The sequence below is a fragment of the Lacticaseibacillus jixianensis genome, assembly GCF_003946485.1.
GTDB classification, from domain to species: Bacteria; Bacillota; Bacilli; order Lactobacillales; family Lactobacillaceae; genus Lacticaseibacillus; species Lacticaseibacillus jixianensis.
In genome coordinates this window covers 1-15,041 of sequence record NZ_RHOJ01000032.1, presented here as the reverse complement: position 1 = coordinate 15,041, position 15,041 = coordinate 1, and the positions used below count along the sequence as shown (strand labels likewise).

Annotated in this window: 17 protein-coding genes; 2 read left to right on the top strand and 15 right to left on the bottom strand. The window is 59.0% G+C overall.

The window, feature by feature from the left end; genetic code table 11:
* Positions 1-13 precede the first annotated feature (13 nt).
* Positions 14-568, bottom strand: coding sequence for an ECF transporter S component (locus EKM85_RS10430; RefSeq protein WP_125586673.1), 555 nt, complete (start codon positions 566-568; stop codon positions 14-16).
* Positions 561-1,400, bottom strand: a complete 840-nt coding sequence (locus tag EKM85_RS10425; protein WP_125586671.1) for a PfkB family carbohydrate kinase — start codon at positions 1,398-1,400, stop codon at positions 561-563. The genes EKM85_RS10430 and EKM85_RS10425 overlap by 8 nt, the downstream gene beginning before the upstream one ends.
* 119 nt (positions 1,401-1,519) lie before the next feature.
* Between EKM85_RS10425 and EKM85_RS10420 the strand changes: the two genes are divergently transcribed.
* Positions 1,520-2,212 (top strand): DUF554 domain-containing protein, encoded by a 693-nt coding sequence (locus EKM85_RS10420; RefSeq protein WP_125586669.1) that lies wholly within the window; start codon positions 1,520-1,522, stop codon positions 2,210-2,212.
* A 94-nt stretch (positions 2,213-2,306) separates the two neighbouring features.
* Here the strand turns inward: EKM85_RS10420 and EKM85_RS10415 are convergent, their stop codons facing one another.
* From EKM85_RS10415 to EKM85_RS10375, 9 genes are all read right to left on the bottom strand, one after another.
* On the bottom strand, positions 2,307-3,263 hold the full coding sequence (locus EKM85_RS10415) for a hypothetical protein (protein ID WP_125586667.1): 957 nt from the start codon (positions 3,261-3,263) through the stop codon (positions 2,307-2,309).
* 57 nt (positions 3,264-3,320) lie between these two features.
* Entirely contained in the window at positions 3,321-4,745 is a 1,425-nt protein-coding gene (locus EKM85_RS10410; RefSeq protein WP_125586665.1) for a hypothetical protein, read from the bottom strand.
* Between the two features lie 5 nt (positions 4,746-4,750).
* Positions 4,751-5,911, bottom strand: a complete 1,161-nt coding sequence (locus tag EKM85_RS10405; RefSeq protein WP_125586663.1) for a hypothetical protein — start codon at positions 5,909-5,911, stop codon at positions 4,751-4,753.
* Between the two features lie 110 nt (positions 5,912-6,021).
* Positions 6,022-7,359, bottom strand: coding sequence for a hypothetical protein (locus tag EKM85_RS10400; protein WP_125586661.1), 1,338 nt, complete (start codon positions 7,357-7,359; stop codon positions 6,022-6,024).
* 368 nt (positions 7,360-7,727) lie between these two features.
* Positions 7,728-8,795 carry a SepM family pheromone-processing serine protease gene (locus EKM85_RS10395; RefSeq protein ID WP_125586659.1) on the bottom strand — a complete coding sequence of 356 codons (1,068 nt, stop codon included), beginning with the start codon at positions 8,793-8,795 and terminating at the stop codon, positions 7,728-7,730.
* Between the two features lie 217 nt (positions 8,796-9,012).
* Positions 9,013-9,423: a peptide deformylase gene (locus tag EKM85_RS10390; protein WP_125586657.1), complete on the bottom strand. Its 411-nt coding sequence runs from the start codon at positions 9,421-9,423 to the stop codon at positions 9,013-9,015.
* A gap of 13 nt (positions 9,424-9,436) precedes the next feature.
* A complete protein-coding gene (locus EKM85_RS10385; protein ID WP_125586655.1) occupies positions 9,437-10,066 on the bottom strand; it encodes a LysE/ArgO family amino acid transporter in 630 nt (209 codons plus the stop codon).
* Positions 10,066-10,827: a class I SAM-dependent methyltransferase gene (locus EKM85_RS10380; protein WP_125586653.1), complete on the bottom strand. Its 762-nt coding sequence runs from the start codon at positions 10,825-10,827 to the stop codon at positions 10,066-10,068. The genes EKM85_RS10385 and EKM85_RS10380 overlap by 1 nt, the downstream gene beginning before the upstream one ends.
* A gap of 213 nt (positions 10,828-11,040) precedes the next feature.
* The gene (locus tag EKM85_RS10375; RefSeq protein ID WP_125586651.1) at positions 11,041-11,262 is read right to left on the bottom strand and encodes a P8 family protein; all 222 of its coding nucleotides are present in this window, start codon (positions 11,260-11,262) and stop codon (positions 11,041-11,043) included.
* Between the two features lie 211 nt (positions 11,263-11,473).
* Here EKM85_RS10375 and EKM85_RS10370 point away from each other — a divergent pair, with 211 nt between their 5' ends.
* Complete coding sequence (locus EKM85_RS10370; protein WP_125586649.1) at positions 11,474-12,736, top strand: MFS transporter; 1,263 nt, start codon at positions 11,474-11,476, stop codon at positions 12,734-12,736.
* A gap of 59 nt (positions 12,737-12,795) precedes the next feature.
* On the opposite strand, the gene EKM85_RS10365 is transcribed toward EKM85_RS10370, so the two are convergent.
* From EKM85_RS10365 to EKM85_RS10350, 4 genes are all read right to left on the bottom strand, one after another.
* On the bottom strand, positions 12,796-13,020 hold the full coding sequence (locus EKM85_RS10365) for a Txe/YoeB family addiction module toxin (protein ID WP_125586647.1): 225 nt from the start codon (positions 13,018-13,020) through the stop codon (positions 12,796-12,798).
* Complete coding sequence (locus EKM85_RS10360) at positions 13,004-13,273, bottom strand: type II toxin-antitoxin system Phd/YefM family antitoxin (RefSeq protein ID WP_125586694.1); 270 nt, start codon at positions 13,271-13,273, stop codon at positions 13,004-13,006. Before EKM85_RS10360 ends, EKM85_RS10365 begins: the two co-directional genes overlap by 17 nt.
* A gap of 1,131 nt (positions 13,274-14,404) precedes the next feature.
* Positions 14,405-14,605: a hypothetical protein gene (locus EKM85_RS10355; protein ID WP_125586645.1), complete on the bottom strand. Its 201-nt coding sequence runs from the start codon at positions 14,603-14,605 to the stop codon at positions 14,405-14,407.
* 30 nt (positions 14,606-14,635) lie between these two features.
* Positions 14,636-14,836: a hypothetical protein gene (locus tag EKM85_RS10350; RefSeq protein WP_125586643.1), complete on the bottom strand. Its 201-nt coding sequence runs from the start codon at positions 14,834-14,836 to the stop codon at positions 14,636-14,638.
* Positions 14,837-15,041: the final 205 nt, after the last annotated feature.

Sequence of the window (15,041 nt, the reverse complement as noted above, 5' to 3'; positions counted from 1 at the left end):
TAGCACAAGCGCTTCAGCTGCGCGCGCGCATTCGGTCAAACACCGGCCGCAGCGCCAGGTAAAGCAGCGGCACGATGACCGCCGCCGCCACGGCGTTGATCACCGCCGCCAGCAGGCTGGCAAACGCCGCCCCGATCGCGACATTAAGCGAGGTGCCAACCATCAGCGCCTCGCTCACGCCAACCAGGTACGAGGTGACGACCTTGGTGGCGCCGGCCACGATGCCAACGACCACAATGCGGCCGGGATGATCACGCAGCTTGAGCGCCTTGATCAGCAGGGTGACGACGATGGCCATCACCGCGACCTCGCTGACGGTCAGCCAGGACGTCGCGGCGTAACCATTGAGGACGTCAAATCCGCCCAGCCCGATGGCCCCGGCAACAAAGCCCCAGCCGCCGCCCAGCAAGATGATGGCGAGGATCATCAGCGGATTGCCGAAGTGAATGAACGGCCGGCCGACGATCGCCGGCAGCGGAATGCGTAGGACCCAGATGCCGATGTAGATGATTGCGGCAAACAAGGCCGTGAAAATCAGCTTTTGGGTGCGGTGTGGGTTGTTAGTCATGGAGCGATTCCTCCTTTAATCGTGTCATTAGCCACGGCAGCCCCGCGGCAAAATTAAGCCCGAGCCGGCCGTCATCGGTGTGCTGAATTGCGCGGGCCACCATGCTGGCGCCCAGCGTCGCGGCGGCTTGCAGTGAAGTGCCCTGCATCAGCGCCCCGCAGACCACGGCCGCAAACAGGTCCCCCGTCCCGAAAAAGTGGCCAGGCATGCGGCGACTGCGGTTCAGCCAGGCGGGTCCCGCGGCACTTTGCCCGGCGACGCCCAGTGTCCCGTCAGTCAGCGCAATGCCCGTCACGATCACTGCCACGCCAAAGCGGGCGGCCAGCCGGGAAGCCAGCGCCTGCGCAGAAGCCGCGGTCACCGGCGCGGCTGCCACCGGTTCGCCTAGCAACAGGGCCGCCTCCGTGGCGTTAGGCGTGATGACCGTGGCCTGCGTAATCAAATTACGCATTCCCGCCACGTAATGGTCGTCAAAGCCGGCATAAAGGTGGCCGCCGTCCGCCATCGCAGGGTCGATCACGCGCACCTTTACTTCCCGCCAAGCGGGCAGCGCTGCCTGCCAAACGGGCAACGCCGCCTGCCCCAGGTAACCCAGCAGCAGGCCCCGCGGGGACAGTCTCAGGCGCTGCCAGTGCGACAGCGTTGGCGCGATCTGGGCCGCTAGATTGGCGACCGCCGGCGTGCCCAGCCCGCCCGTGTGCGTCGACAGCACCGCGGTGGGCAGCACGGCACAGTTGAAGCCCAGCGCCGCCAGCACCGGCAGCGCGACGCCCAGGGAGACCTGCCCGACCCCAGACAGGTCCTCGCTGATGATCACTTGCGCTTGCGTCATGCGCTCACCTCCTAGGAGCCAATCATACCAGCTTTGGCGGCAGCGCCCACGCCATTTTTCAGAAAAATGATTCACTTCTAATTAGGGTATAATCAGACTTAACATTTGGAGGCGACAGCATGATTGGAACTTTATTCAACGTGACGATGATCTTGACCGGCAGCGCGGTGGGGGCGCTCTTCAAGCGGGGCATCCCCGAATCCGCGCACCACGCCCTGATGACGGCGATGGGGCTGGCCGTGATCATGCTCGGCATCAACACCTCGCTGCAAAAAATGCCGCACACCCGCTACCCGGTCCTGTTCATCGCCAGTATGGCCATCGGGGTGCTCATCGGCAACGCCCTGGACCTGGACGGCCGCTTCAACCGTCTGCTGAGCCGCGCCGGGAGCAGCGGGTCGAACCTTGGTGAGGGCTTGGCCACCGGGATCCTCCTGTTTTGCATTGGCACCTTGTCCATCGTCGGCCCGATGGAGGCCGCGCTCAAGCAGGACTACACCTTCCTGTTCACCAACGGCACACTGGATCTCATCACCTCGATGGTGCTGGCCTCGACGTTTGGCTTCGGCATTGCGCTGGCCGCCCCGGTGCTGTTTTGCTGGCAGGGCAGCATCTACCTGATCGCCCTGCTGCTGCGCGGCGCCATTTCGCCGGCCCTGCTGACCGAGATTTCCATCGTCGGCGGCGTCTTGATCCTGGCATCGGGCCTCAACATCCTGGGCGTGGCCAAGATCAAGACCATCAACCTCCTGCCCGCCCTGGCCATCCCCCCGCTGTTCTTCGGGGCGCTGGCGCTGTGGCAGCTCGTGTGAGCACTTGGTTCACCCCAACAACGTCAAAAAGCGTGTGTCCGGACCACTAGTTGATCGCAGGCACACGCTTTTAATTTCGACAACCGGGTGTCCCTTAGTCGGTCATCATCGCCTGGATGGCCTGACTGGTGTCATCGTCTTTGCGGAAATGACTCTCCGCAATCTGCCAATAGTAATTGCCGTCGTCATCAACTGCCTGTGCTTCTCTGTGCATCGCCGGCTGATTGTTGAAGTACACAATGTAGCGCATCGTCACCTGACGAGCGTCCGTGTCATCCCCGGCGTCCTCAGGAACAGCGGTCACGGTCTGGCTTTCTTTCACGCTGAAATCTGTCATTTGGTCGCCGTTGCCGCTCTCCTTAATTTCATTTTGCACGTATTCCAGAAACGCATCTGCCGTTGGAAAAACGGCGGTGACGGTCTTCGGCGCCTCACTGCTGGCCGGATTGTCCGCCAGGGTGATCAGCTGGGCGAGCTTCTTCACGTTCGGATTCTGGAACTGATTGGGCCAAAGCGTCTTGATGTTCACGACCATGCCTTCCGAGCGAATGGTGGCGTAGTCCGTCGCGCTCTCAGCCGCGTCAAGGAAGGCCTCCGCCCCATCGATCACAATAATGGGATAGCGGTTATTGACCGGATTACTCAGCGAGTAGGCGCTGGCCGTCTCCGGCAGGCCGGGGATCGCCTCGGCATGTTGCGCGGTGGCAACGAGTTTGGGCTTGGTTTTGATCAACTGACTGCCCGGCGTCGCGTACTGGCCCGCGTCCGGTGATAACAGCACCATGGCAATCACCTCCTGCGCACTGGGCGCACGCTTGGGGGCCGGCGCGGCCGGCTGACTGCTGCTTGACGACTGCTTGGCGGACTGCTTCACACTGGGCTGGTTGGCTTGCTTGCCGGTGCTTGGCTTACCGCAGGCGGCCAGGGTAAACACCGCGGCGAGGGCCGCCACCATCCTCAGCCCGCGGCGACCCCAGGGTGGCACCGGGGTGGCCTGGCGCCTTTTCCCGGCCGCACTGCCGCCTTCATTTTTCCAAACTGGTATTTTCATCATTACTCCTCCTCACCCGGTCCGGTCCCTCATTAAGCACACCGCTGCGCCGCGGCACTAGGCAGCGTGGCGCCGGCCCACCACGTTCACCACGATGCCGACGCCGTAGACCCCCATCACGATCAGCGGCAGGTACTGCACGACACTGGCCAGATTGGCGATGTCCTCCAGGCTCGCCCCGTTTTCATACGCGGCGCGCGCGGCCCCGTATGCCGCCGCGAAGGGGTGCGCGTAGACGTAGCTGGCCACCGCCGCGGCCCCGGCGCCGGCAATCACCGCCAGCGCCTTCAGCACCGCCCCGTTGTTAGCCTTGTGCATGAAGCCTTTGACGAGGCCGCCAGCAACGGCCATGCCGCCCAACCGCAGCGCCAGGTACCCCCAGATAAAGACGTAGCCGTCGCTGGCAAGCGTGCCATCCTGCAGGACCGCCCCCAGCTGAGTGCCGAAACTGCCGGCAGCACTGCCGCTTTGCTGCATGAAAAAGCCGGCAATCGCCGCAGCCAACCCAAGCCACAGCTCTGCGTTGTTCGTGAACCAAGGCTGGGCTGCGGCCGGTGACCCAGCCTTCACCGCCCCTGCTGAAGCCGGGGCCGGGCCCGCAGTCGCCGCCGCGTTTTCGGCGGCAACTGACGCACTTGGCTGAGCGCCCGATTGCCCCGCAGCCGGATGAGCTGCCGCCTGGGCCGCAGCGGCTTTGCGAGCGGCCGCAGCAGCCACTTGTTTGGCCGCGCGGGCTTCCCGCTGGCGGCGCCGCAGCGCGGGATCGGTTAGCCAATCATCCAGGCGCGCCTCCCACCAAAACCGCGACTGCTTGGTGGCCAGCGGATAGACGTAGCAGGCACCTAGGTAAAAGATCACCAGCCACGCGGCCCACCACGCCGGCAGGGCCACGGCCAACAGGGTGAGCGCCAAAAGTGTGAGCGGTTCCGCCTTAAAGAACCGGTACGCCACGGCCCAGTTGTGCGGATTGGGGGCCAGCGCACGGGTCAAACTGGCCGCCTGTTGAGCTGCCAGCTGGGCCTTGAGCGCATCGATTTGAGCCTGCAAGGAGCTCGCATCACCTTGTGCATGCGCCTCAGCGGCAGTGGGCTCGACGGGCTCGGGTTCGGCAGTTGCGGGTTCGGCGTTCTCTGGTTCCGCAGTGACCGGTCCTGCGGGTTCAGCAGTCGCCGATTCTGCTGTTTCAGAAACTGCAATGGTCGGTTCTGTGGGCTCGGGCTCTGCACTGGCCAGTTCTGCTGTTTCAGGAACTGCACTGGCCGGTTCTGCTGCAGCTGGCTGGGCGTCCGGTTCTGCCGCCGGGGTCGGCGCTGCCGCTTCATTCAGTGGTTCACTGGCCTGGTCGGCTTGCGGCAAGTTAGCCGGTGCCCCCGTTTGTTCGTCCTCGCTCGCTGCAGCTGGTGCGGCTGGCTGCTCGTACTGCTCGATCACGGCCTTGATCGCCGCATCGGAGAGCGGCTCGGTTTGATCCTTTTTTGCCATTTTTTCTACTCCTCGTCTTGATTAAACCGGCCGTTGTAATTGATGCCAGGGGCCTTGATGCGAATCAGGTAGGCCGCGCCCCCGTTCAGCACGGTCAACTTCAGCTGATAGTGCGCGTTCTTCACCTGGTCGGCGCAGTCCAGGGTGTAGGTCCCGCCGCCGGTATCGGTGATGGCCTCGACGTTGGCGTCATAGGCCACGCTGCCATCCGCATTGCGGGAGACCCAGTCCGCGCTGTTGCCGGTGTTGCTGAACTCAGAGGTCATCGCGCCGGCGGGGCCGGTCGTGGCCGCGTCCTCGTGGTACTCCCCGGTCACCGTGCCGAGGTTTAAAAAAAGGGACGCGTCGTCTGCCGGGCCGCCTGCCGCCTGGGTTTCCGGGCCACTTTGGCTGGTGGCACTGCTGGCCTTGGCCGCGCTGCTGCCTGCCGCGGCCGCGCCCGTCACGCGGGCGCCGAGCAGGTCGTTGAACTTGGCGGCGGTGTCGGGGATCAGCTTGCCGGACTGGGCCTCAACCAGGTAATCAAGGCCGTCATAGTCATCTTCACCCTGCTTGGCCGGCTGATTGCCCCGCCGTCCCCGCAGCCAAAAATAGCGGCCACCCGTGCCTGTGACGGTAAAACTGGCGTCCTCGCCGGTGCCCATCACCCGCCAGGTCAGCTTCTGGTTACCGGCCTGCGGTTTCTGCTGGGCCATCCACAAGACCGCTTGGCGGCTGGTCTTCAGCGGCAGGCGCTGCTTGGCGGTCCGGCTGGCCCGGGGCTCGTTGCCCTTAGGCTGATCGGCCGCGCCGCGCTGCCGGCTGAGGGCAAACGCCCCGGCCGTCGCAAGCACCACCACGGCGGCCGCCACCGCCCAGACCCATTTGTGCCGGTAAAATGGCCGCTTTTGCTTCGCCGCGCGCTTAGCCGCACGTGGTTTCGCCGCATGCTTGGCCCCGCCGTGCCCATTAAGCTGCTTGGCCGGTTGCGGCGTTGACGCCGCCTGCGCTGCGGACGCCGCCGGGGCCGCCGCGGCGCCGGCCTTATCCCGATCCGGATCCTGGTCTGGCGCCGTTTGCTCAGGCTCAGAAAACCCGGTCTGCTTGGCGGCTTCATACTCTTCTTTGGTGGGCATGCGCCCGTTCGCCGCCGCGAACCGCTTGACCCATTCTTCGTTTGGTTTCATTACTTTTCCCCTCCACTGCTGAATGCACTGATCATCCCTGCCGCTGCCCAGCTGACGGCCACCCTTCACCTTGCTGACTGGCATAGCCACAGCCCTCGCCTGCCGCTGGTTTAATGACTTGTCGGCATGGTGCAGTGCATGCTGTCGATCTGATCGGTCGAGTAATGGTTGTTGCCATCCCCATCGCTGCTTTCCATGGTGTAGGCATAGATGTCCCCCGTATCCACGTCGTACCCGTAATCGTTGCCGACGGCCGCGTCGTCGGGGTCCTCACCCTCTTCGTACATCTTGTAAACAATGCGCCCCTGGTCCGACGTGAAGTCATACTGGAAATGGAACTGCCGCCCGCTGCTTTGCAGGACCACCGTGTTCTCGCCGAAGTTCTTATCCGAATAATCTTGCCAGGCAATGTCCTTGAACCGTTCGATTTTCTCGTCGTCAGACAGGTTGTCATTGTCCGCATTGTACGGCGTATCGTCTTCTGGATCCCGGCGCACCGAGGAGTAGGCCTTGATCCGACCGGGATCGAGCGCCATGATCTGCTTGAAGGTAAAATTGCTGTCCGGCGCGGCGGCAAACTTCCCCATCGCCCCAGTCAGTTGGCCAAGGCCAGCCAGCTTGGTTTTTAAGACCATCTTGGTACCGGCAAACGGGGTATCAGCGGTTGTCTCGTATTCCACTTTCTGGTCGGTCGCCGTCTCGTCGATCACGTCTTGATACAAAGGCGTCTTCTCCTCATAAGTGAGCGTTAGCGTCTTCTTGGCCGGATCAAAGGCCGTGGTGCCGCTGGCGAAGGCCATCTCACCGGCGTTTTGCTCCGAGCTGTACTGCGCATTGAAGTGCCCGTCCTTAAAGCCGAGAAAAACCTCCTTGTTGCCGGTGTCCTCAACGACAAACGGCATCCCGTAAAGCTTCCCGTAACCCGCGTCGTACCGGTCCTTCTGCTCGGCGTAGTAGCTGGCCGCGCCCGGCAGCTTGCGGCTGCTGGGCTTGAGCGTGACCGGCCCGAATTGAACCTTGCCGGACCTGACGTGCATGTAATAACTTGACCGGGGGATTCCGCCCGCCCCGGCCTTACCCTGCGTCACCGCAGTGGGCACATCCTGGTCGAACTCCTTGGCGTTGTTGAAGGTGACAGCCACTTGCCGCTTGGCCCGGAGATCCACGTTGTCATCGCTCACCTTGTAGCTGCCCTCAACCAGCTGCGTGAACCGGTTGCCGCGGTCCTCAATCAACCCGATATACTGGCCATCCTTAGTAAAGTGAAAGCTGTACTGCGCATTACCCGCCTTGCCCGCCAGCGTGCTGGCCCCAGTCAGCTGGTGCTTGACCCCGCAGCTTGCCAGCAGCAACAAGCACCCCACTAACCCCAGAAGCAGGCTTCCCCGGTTCGCGATGCGCTTGACCCAGTGGTCCCTGTGCCACCCGCGGCTTTGTCTCCCACTCATCTTGTTTCCTCCTTAACCCCTTGTCCGGGCGACTTGCGGTGAGGACGACCCCTGTCTTCCTCTGTGCCGAACCGCCGTGAGTGCATAATAAAAGACCGGTCGCTGCTCACCGTCATGCCTGGTGAGTGAGTCAAGAAACGATTACCGCGTTTGCATTTTTGCAATAAGTTGATGCGGTAAGCGTATTCCCGAAGCGATCGGCCGATCTTTTTGAGAAATATGCACTGATAAGGTTATTAAACCGTTGAATCCCGCCCTTGTCAACTAGGAACTAGCGCCGTCATCCAAACAAAATAGGCGGTCAATGTGCGCGAATGAACGCGGTCATTAACTGCCTAATCAACGCCGGCTGCGAAACGGCGGGAATGTCAATTTACCTGATGCGTTTGCAGGTAGTCGACTGCCTCCCGCAAAGACTTAACGGGGACGATCTTCATCTTCGTCTTGAGGGCTTTGGCGGTGCGCTTGGCGAGGGTGGCGTTGTTGATGTAGCCGGGGTCCGCCTTCAGCAACGCCTTCGTAGCTGGCGCATCAGGCACAAGGAAGACCTTCGCCCCCTTCTTCACTGCGGCCGCCACCTTCTTGTCAACCGCGCCGATTGCACCCACCTTACCCTCGGCATCGATGGTGCCAGTACCAGCAATCTGCTGGCCATGGCGTAGCTGTTTGCCAGTAATCTCCTCGTAGACCTGAAGCGCGCAAATCAGCCCGATGCTAGGTCCACCGATATTCCCGGTGTCGATGGCGACATTGGGGCTGGTGGCGGCTGTGACATGGTCCCCATAACCAAGGCCAAAATCATGGGCGGCCCCTGAGCGACTAACCTTAATATTGACCGTGATGGGGTTCGGCTCCGCCACCTGCACCCCACTTAAGGTCATGCCCGCACCGTCCTGATGCGCCCGCATTGCCTGGAGATACGCCTTGGCAGTGGCGTAATGTTTACCATCCACTTGAGTGATCGTGTCCCCCGCCTGCAGCAAGCCATGGAATGGCGAATTCTTCGCGACCGAGCGGACCCAAAGCCCCATGTACTGGGCCGATACGGGCTTTTTGGCCAGCTTAAACGCGGCCTGCTCCGCGCTTGCGGTCGCCATCTGGGCGTCGATCCAATTGCCCATTTGTTCCGCGCGCCACTCAGCCTTTTTCTGCTGGAAAAGCTCGGTGTAGGGCTGCATTTTCGCTTGCAGTGCCTGCGCCAAGGTTAGCGGGCCCCGCGTGTGTACCGTCATCAGTAAAAAAGTCCCTGGCTGGCGATCCCGCTCGCCGCTGACCGTCACGTAAGCCTTCGCTGGAACGGGGATGCCCGGTTCTTCTGCGTAATAATTCGTGCGATAAGTGAACAACCCAAAAATGAGTACCCCGAGAAGAATGACCCCAATGAGCAGCGCGACCAGCTTCGACCAACGGTGCCGTGGACGATTAATGCGCTTCATAACATTGCCTCCGGATTCGATTAAAGCAGAAAGGTTCAGTATTCACTAAATTAGCAGCTGTAATTGTTCCCTTTAATCGTTAAATTAGATCCGTATGGCAATTTTGTCAACGCTTTTTTATAATACACTAATTAAAAATTAACTATTTGTGTCATGCTTCTGGATGAATGCGAACACCGACGAGCCAATCGGCGGCACCCGTTTGCCGGTCCTGCGCTTAAATCAGCACGCCGTCGCAGTGGGCCAACTCGTGCTGAATGATCTGGGCGACGAAACCTGTAAACTGCTGCGTGTGCGGGCGAAACTGCGCGTCCTGATAGCGCACGGTGATGTGGTCATACCGCTTGGCTGGCCGCTCCCCGTCCAGGCTCAGGCAGCCTTCAGTGGTTTGGTACTGCCCGCTTGCCTTCGTGATTTGCGGATTGACCATCACGACCGGCAACGGGCCCATTTGGACAATGATGATCCGCTTCAACACCCCGATCATGTTCGCCGCCATGCCAACGCAGCGCGTGGCGTTAGCAGCCAACGTATCCTGAAGGTCCTGGATCACCTGGCGGTCCGCCGGAGTGGCCAAGGCCGCCTTTTGCTGCAGAAACAGCTGGTCTTTTTCAATCGGTCTGATCATCACAACTCCTCCTTTAATGCCAAATCGCCAGCAGCGCGCGCAGGGCCTGGATCAAGAGGTTGACCCCGTAGCCCATCACGATGATGCCAGAAACGATGTTGATCCACATGATGAGGCGCCGCGGCAGCCGGTCTTTCAGCAGGTTCAGGCCGATGGTGACGCTCGTAAACCAGATGACAGACGCGCTGAGGATCCCGGCCAAAAACACGAGCGCCTGGTCGAACGTCAAGGGGGCCCGCAGCGCGCCCAGCGTCACCCCGGTGTCGATCAGCGCCTGCGGATTGCCAAAGGACACGATAAACGCACCGGTGAACCACTGCCACAGCGACTGCTCCTGGTGGCTGTTGCCGAACGCGTTGCCATTCGCCCCGCGCAGAATGCCGTAGCCCATCCAGACGACCACCGGCCCGCCCACGGCCATGATACCGATACGCAGCGCGGGGTTAGCCGCCAGCAGCGACCCGAAGCCCAGAAAGGCCACCGTCGACAGGATGGTGTCGAACAGCCAGATGAAGCCCAGCACAATCAGCGCCTTGCGCAGCGGATTGCTGAGCGCGTTATTGAAGGCAAAAATGTTCTGCATGCCGATCGACGACACCAGCGCCAAGGCGATCACCAGTGCCCGCAAATACACCGCCAGCACTAGTGCACCGCCGGTTTCTCGGCACAGGTCGCCCAAAACGTCGGAATGCGCAGAAGGTCCAGCCGGCCGCTCCCGTTGTAGTCCTCGTACATGTCCCGGAACTGGAACCCGGCCTGCAGCTGGCCGCGCAGCTGCTCGTCCAGCGTGTGGGAGAATTGGATGCCATCTTCCGCCACGTCAAGGCTGGCCATCAGCTTGGCGTCCTTGAGCGGGTTGTACGGCAGCCCCTGAATGATTTTCTCCTCTTGCTCGTCAACGAGGTAGTTGATCCCGTTGTCCAGGCCGACCACCAGCCGGCCGCCTGGCTTCAGAATGCGGAAGCACTCCCGCCACAGCGGCAGGACCTCTTCGATGTAGCAATTTGCCACCGGCTGCATGATCAGGTCGAACGCGCCATCCGCAAACGGCAGCGGCTGGCTCATATCGGCGCGGACAATGGTGATCGCGTAGTCTTCGCGCTCGGCCACCTGGCGCTCTGAGGCCAGTTGCGCCTTGGCATAGTCCAGCACCGTAACGTCCGCCCCCAGCGCCGCCATCAGGGGCATCTGCTGACCGCCGCCAGCGGCCAGCCCCAGCACCTTTTTGCCGCGCATGTCCGCAAACAGCCAGTCGTGCGGCATCGGCCGCGTGGGCGTGAGCAAGAGCTGCCACTCCCCGCGCTGCGCCTTTGCGAAAGTTGCATGATCGATCGGCTGGCCCCACTGCCAGCCGGCTTTGACCCAGCCGTCCACTGTTTTTGCGTTGATCTCCTGATACCCCATGTGATCCTCCAGTGAAAAATTAGTTGGGCTAATCATAGCATATTAAAACAATGAGAGATAATTGCCCTAGTCGCGTTCCCCAAAGCAACGCCCAGACACGCAAACGCCCCTGCACCGCGATTCGAAAGGCACGAATCGTGATGCAGGGACGCCTGCGTTTTGGGCTAAAACCGCTTTGGGTCTCAGCCTCCTGATTTTAATGGTGTGGTTGAGTTACTTCTTCAGGAGCTTCTCGGCCAGAGCCTTCACGTCGTCGTCGCTCATGTCGAGCACCGGCTTCATCTGCTCCTCGGTCTTGATCGTGTCGTGGTTATTTGCTTCCATGTACGCATCCCAGATCGCGTCGCGGACAGGTGTTTCGTCATCGCTCCAGTCAAACACTGCGTTCATTGGTTCATCAAGTACAAGAGTCTTTTCTGGGTCAACTGCCATGATTCATTACCTCCGTATATGTTTTCGTCTAACTCATCGACAAGGTCATTATAGTACACTTAGGACCGAAAGTGTTAAATTCTTTAGCACTTTAATTTCTCAAGTGCTAACGCTTGACAAACACGGGGGCGACCGGGACGGATTTTGGATTGACAGGGCTCATTGAGAAGCTAACCATATAGAAGTAAATGTTTTTGGAAAAGAGCCTGCCGTAATGAATATCATCCGCACCATGTTCTCCTCGCTCAGTGAGAAAAACTTCCGCTACTTCTGGTTGGGGCAGTGCGTCTCGACCATGGGCACCTGGATCCAGCGCACCGCGCAGACCTGGCTGGTGTACGAAATGACCAGGTCGGCCTTCAAGGTCGGGCTGCTGGCGGCATTTCAGTTCATCCCCATCATGGGCCTGACACTGGTGGCGGGCACCCTGATCGACCGCTTCCCCAAACGGACCATTCTCATGATCACCCAGGCGGCCTTCCTGCTGCTGGGAGTCGTCATGACGATTTTGGTGTACACCGGCCTGGTGCGGTACTGGCAAATTCTCCTGATTGCCCTGCTGTACGGCTGCTTTCAGGCTTTTGACACGCCGACGCGCCAGAGCTTCGTCGTCGAGCTGGTCGGCCAGAAGAACCTGATGAACGGCATCTCGCTGAATTCGACCATTTTTAATTTGGCCAAAATCGCCGGGCCCGCGCTGGCAGGGGTGCTGATGGCGCAGTTCTCCGTCGGCTTCTGTTTCCTCGTTGATGCGATCTCCTACCTGGCGGTGCTGCTTGGGCTGTTTTTGATCAAACAGGACCACGTCGTCGCCTCGCACTCCCACGAGCGTGTCTGGACCGACCTCAAGGAAGGCCTCCAGTACGTCTGGACCCACGCGGCCGTGCGCCTGTCCGCCGAGCTGATGCTGATTGTCTGCACGCTGAACTTCAACAACAACGTCATCATTCCGATCCTGGCCAAAACCGTGTTCCACGGCGGCGCACAGCTGTACGCCAACCTGCTGTCGGCCACCGGCGTCGGCTCGCTGATTGCGGCCTTTTTGATGAGCTACCTGTCGCGCTTTGGACTGCAGCGCAACATCTACCTGTGGGTCGGCATCGGCACCGCGACCCTGCAGGCGGCCATGCTGTTTGTGCGCGTGTACTGGCTGGCGATGATTGTCATGGTGCTGGTCGGCTTTTGCAACATGGTGTTTCTCAACCAGTCCAACGCGTCGTTTCAGTTCAACATTCCGGGTGAGCTGCGCGGGCGCATCATGTCCGTCTACGTCCTGCTCAACCAAGGCTCCACGCCGATCGGCTCGCTGTACGTCGGCGCAGTCATGGATGTGGCCGGCGGGCTCTGGGGCTTCCCGTCCTGCGGGCTCTTGGCCCTGCTGCTCCTGCTGCCGACTTTGCTGTTCAACCGCAAGCTGGTCTCAAAATGGTTCCACCAAAGCCGCGCCGACAGCATTCGCGAGGCCTCGGGGCAATAGGCTCTGGGAATCAAAAAGCACCACGTATACCAATAATGCGTGATGCAGGAGCTAACATTTTAGGCCAGAACTGTTTGCCTCTCCGCCTGCGAAATCCGCCGCGACCATTGGCCCTGAAGCTCAAATCGCAGTGCCTCTGGCTTACCCAGCCCCTCGTATGGTGTTGAATCGATTGACTTAATTAGCTGGTTAATTTTCTTGATGGCAGATTTGTCATTCTTAGCATGCCAGTACATGTAGTCATCCCAGGCATCATCTGTCCAAGACTTAATCGTCGTCCACATCCTCCAGCAAATCATGCACAGTGGCCTTGCCAGCCTGAACTTGCTTATCGCCCCGGCGAATGCGCGCCATCAGGTCAGGGTTGCTCAACAAATACATGGTCTCTTGCATTGCGTCGTAGTCACTCTTGCTCATGACAACGACGGTGTCTTCCGGATCCTTAACTGTCACCAACAATGATTCAGAATCCTGGTTCACCTTCTGCATATACGACTTAAGATTCTTACGGAAGCTGCTGTAGGAAACTGCGTCCAATGACATCCACCCCTTCCATGCATTTGTTGTACCATGTTCTGTACAACTTTGAGGTTTTGGCCGCTTCATGCAAAGTTCATGCCACTCAAAAACGTCCCAACGCATGCATGGTTAAGACGTTTAGTAACAGTTGATCATTCTGGACGTTTGAATTTGGTTAGACTCCAAATCCGTTCGGCTAGATATACGGGAACAAACATAACGAACCAAGTTATACGGTGTGTGTCCATTGGCCCGAAACCGGCAATAAAGTCATAAACCATGATGAAAAGATAGGCGTGGAATAGGCTTGTTCTCAGATAGTCTCTCCAATTCAGAGGCGCTCCCCTAAGTTGAACAGCGGATCATCAGTTCGAAGCCATCGGCTAATTAGGATTAGCGCAACAAGCATTATCAATGAATGCATCATCATGTGTGCCCCCAACTGAATTCGTTACTTGCCGGTTTCAAGATAGTAGGTCCGCTCCAGATGTTAATATCGACGTGAATCTACTGCTTAGTGTGTTTCTTGTTGTAACTGTATGCAGCTGTTCCCGCCTTTTCGAAAAGTATCGCATACTGATGTACGCCAGCGGCAATCACGCTCAATATTCCGCCAGCTCCTAACGCAAGAGACGAGCCAATCCTTACTGTCCCTAAAAAGTAACTAAAGGTTACAGCTTCGTTTGCGGTAGCGCGAGTAGTATCGCGAAACGCTTTAACCTAGCCGTACATCTGGTTACTTGTCATTGTGAGTATGGTTGTACGATTCCATCTTGTTAAGAGAATTTTCGCCTTTGGTATATGTATAATTTGGAGTCTCCCGATTGGACACAATGCGTTTATTATCAATCTTTAAGTGAGAGCTTGCACGTCTCGATTACAATATCGGTCTGTCTTGAATTTTTAGGCCAATGGCTTGCATAAAGAGTCGTCCCTGCCAAAAAGTGGATTGCGGCTCTTCTCGGTTTGTGAGACGGTTAACTGGCGGATGCTTATGTTTGGCCACTGTGTCAATTTCACGCGAGCGACAAGTCGCCGAATTGATGTGGCGGTAGTTGACTAATTTACTGCAATAACCAGTTACCGCCCCTGCACACAACAATGCGCTCTGCATTCTAATGATGCAAAGCGCATTTTTTCGGTGGCCAATCAGAACACCCCGGCCAGTAGGGCGATCCCCATGCCGGCGAAAACCAGCCCAATAAAGAAGTTGTAACCTAACGCGAACGGTGAAAAGAACGCAGCGTTCTCATCAGTGCGCCGCATCAGGGTGTGTCTGAACCGGTAACTTAGGTAGACCTGACCAACCCCCAGTAGAATCAAGACGACTCCGGCAATGTTTTCCCACATGATCATCGCTCCTTTATCCCTGCCGAAATCTCAGAACTGCATAAAGAACGTTGCGATCCCGAGGCCGACAAACATTATTCCAATATAGAAGCTATCCGCCAGTGCCAGCAGCGAAAACGGCGAGGTTGCCGCATCGCCATGCTTGGTAACGTGATGCCCGTAGCGCTTGCTAACGACCATCTGCCAAACCCCTAGCAGGAGAAACAGTACCCCAACAACTCTTTCCCACATGTTACTCCCCCCTTTAACCCCTTCAGCTTAGCACCTTGCCAGGGATTCACCGCCGGCCAAAGCCGCATCTTGGCTCCGCCCAAAGTTGGACATTAGCGCTGCCAAGATTCGGGAGAGCAAGCCATGATGACGAATTGTCAAATCAAGTGCAACTTTTTACCTAGGTAGACTTCAGCTGGTGTCTTCCAGCCCAAGACCTTGCGTG

What these genes read in the sequence shown, in the direction of transcription:
- EKM85_RS10380 (WP_125586653.1), bottom strand. Translation starts at nt 10,827, where the DNA reads ATGGGGTATCAGGAGATCAACGCAAAAACAGTGGACGGCTGGGTCAAA.
- EKM85_RS10415 (WP_125586667.1), bottom strand. Translation starts at nt 3,263, where the DNA reads ATGAAAATACCAGTTTGGAAAAATGAAGGCGGCAGTGCGGCCGGGAAA.
- EKM85_RS10365 (WP_125586647.1), bottom strand. Translation starts at nt 13,020, where the DNA reads ATGTGGACGACGATTAAGTCTTGGACAGATGATGCCTGGGATGACTAC.
- EKM85_RS10400 (WP_125586661.1), bottom strand. Translation starts at nt 7,359, where the DNA reads ATGAGTGGGAGACAAAGCCGCGGGTGGCACAGGGACCACTGGGTCAAG.
- EKM85_RS10390 (WP_125586657.1), bottom strand. Translation starts at nt 9,423, where the DNA reads ATGATCAGACCGATTGAAAAAGACCAGCTGTTTCTGCAGCAAAAGGCG.
- EKM85_RS10405 (WP_125586663.1), bottom strand. Translation starts at nt 5,911, where the DNA reads ATGAAACCAAACGAAGAATGGGTCAAGCGGTTCGCGGCGGCGAACGGG.
- EKM85_RS10430 (WP_125586673.1), bottom strand. Translation starts at nt 568, where the DNA reads ATGACTAACAACCCACACCGCACCCAAAAGCTGATTTTCACGGCCTTG.
- EKM85_RS10420 (WP_125586669.1), top strand. Translation starts at nt 1,520, where the DNA reads ATGATTGGAACTTTATTCAACGTGACGATGATCTTGACCGGCAGCGCG.
- EKM85_RS10410 (WP_125586665.1), bottom strand. Translation starts at nt 4,745, where the DNA reads ATGGCAAAAAAGGATCAAACCGAGCCGCTCTCCGATGCGGCGATCAAG.
- EKM85_RS10355 (WP_125586645.1), bottom strand. Translation starts at nt 14,605, where the DNA reads ATGTGGGAAAACATTGCCGGAGTCGTCTTGATTCTACTGGGGGTTGGT.
- EKM85_RS10425 (WP_125586671.1), bottom strand. Translation starts at nt 1,400, where the DNA reads ATGACGCAAGCGCAAGTGATCATCAGCGAGGACCTGTCTGGGGTCGGG.
- EKM85_RS10395 (WP_125586659.1), bottom strand. Translation starts at nt 8,795, where the DNA reads ATGAAGCGCATTAATCGTCCACGGCACCGTTGGTCGAAGCTGGTCGCG.
- EKM85_RS10370 (WP_125586649.1), top strand. Translation starts at nt 11,474, where the DNA reads ATGAATATCATCCGCACCATGTTCTCCTCGCTCAGTGAGAAAAACTTC.
- EKM85_RS10350 (WP_125586643.1), bottom strand. Translation starts at nt 14,836, where the DNA reads ATGTGGGAAAGAGTTGTTGGGGTACTGTTTCTCCTGCTAGGGGTTTGG.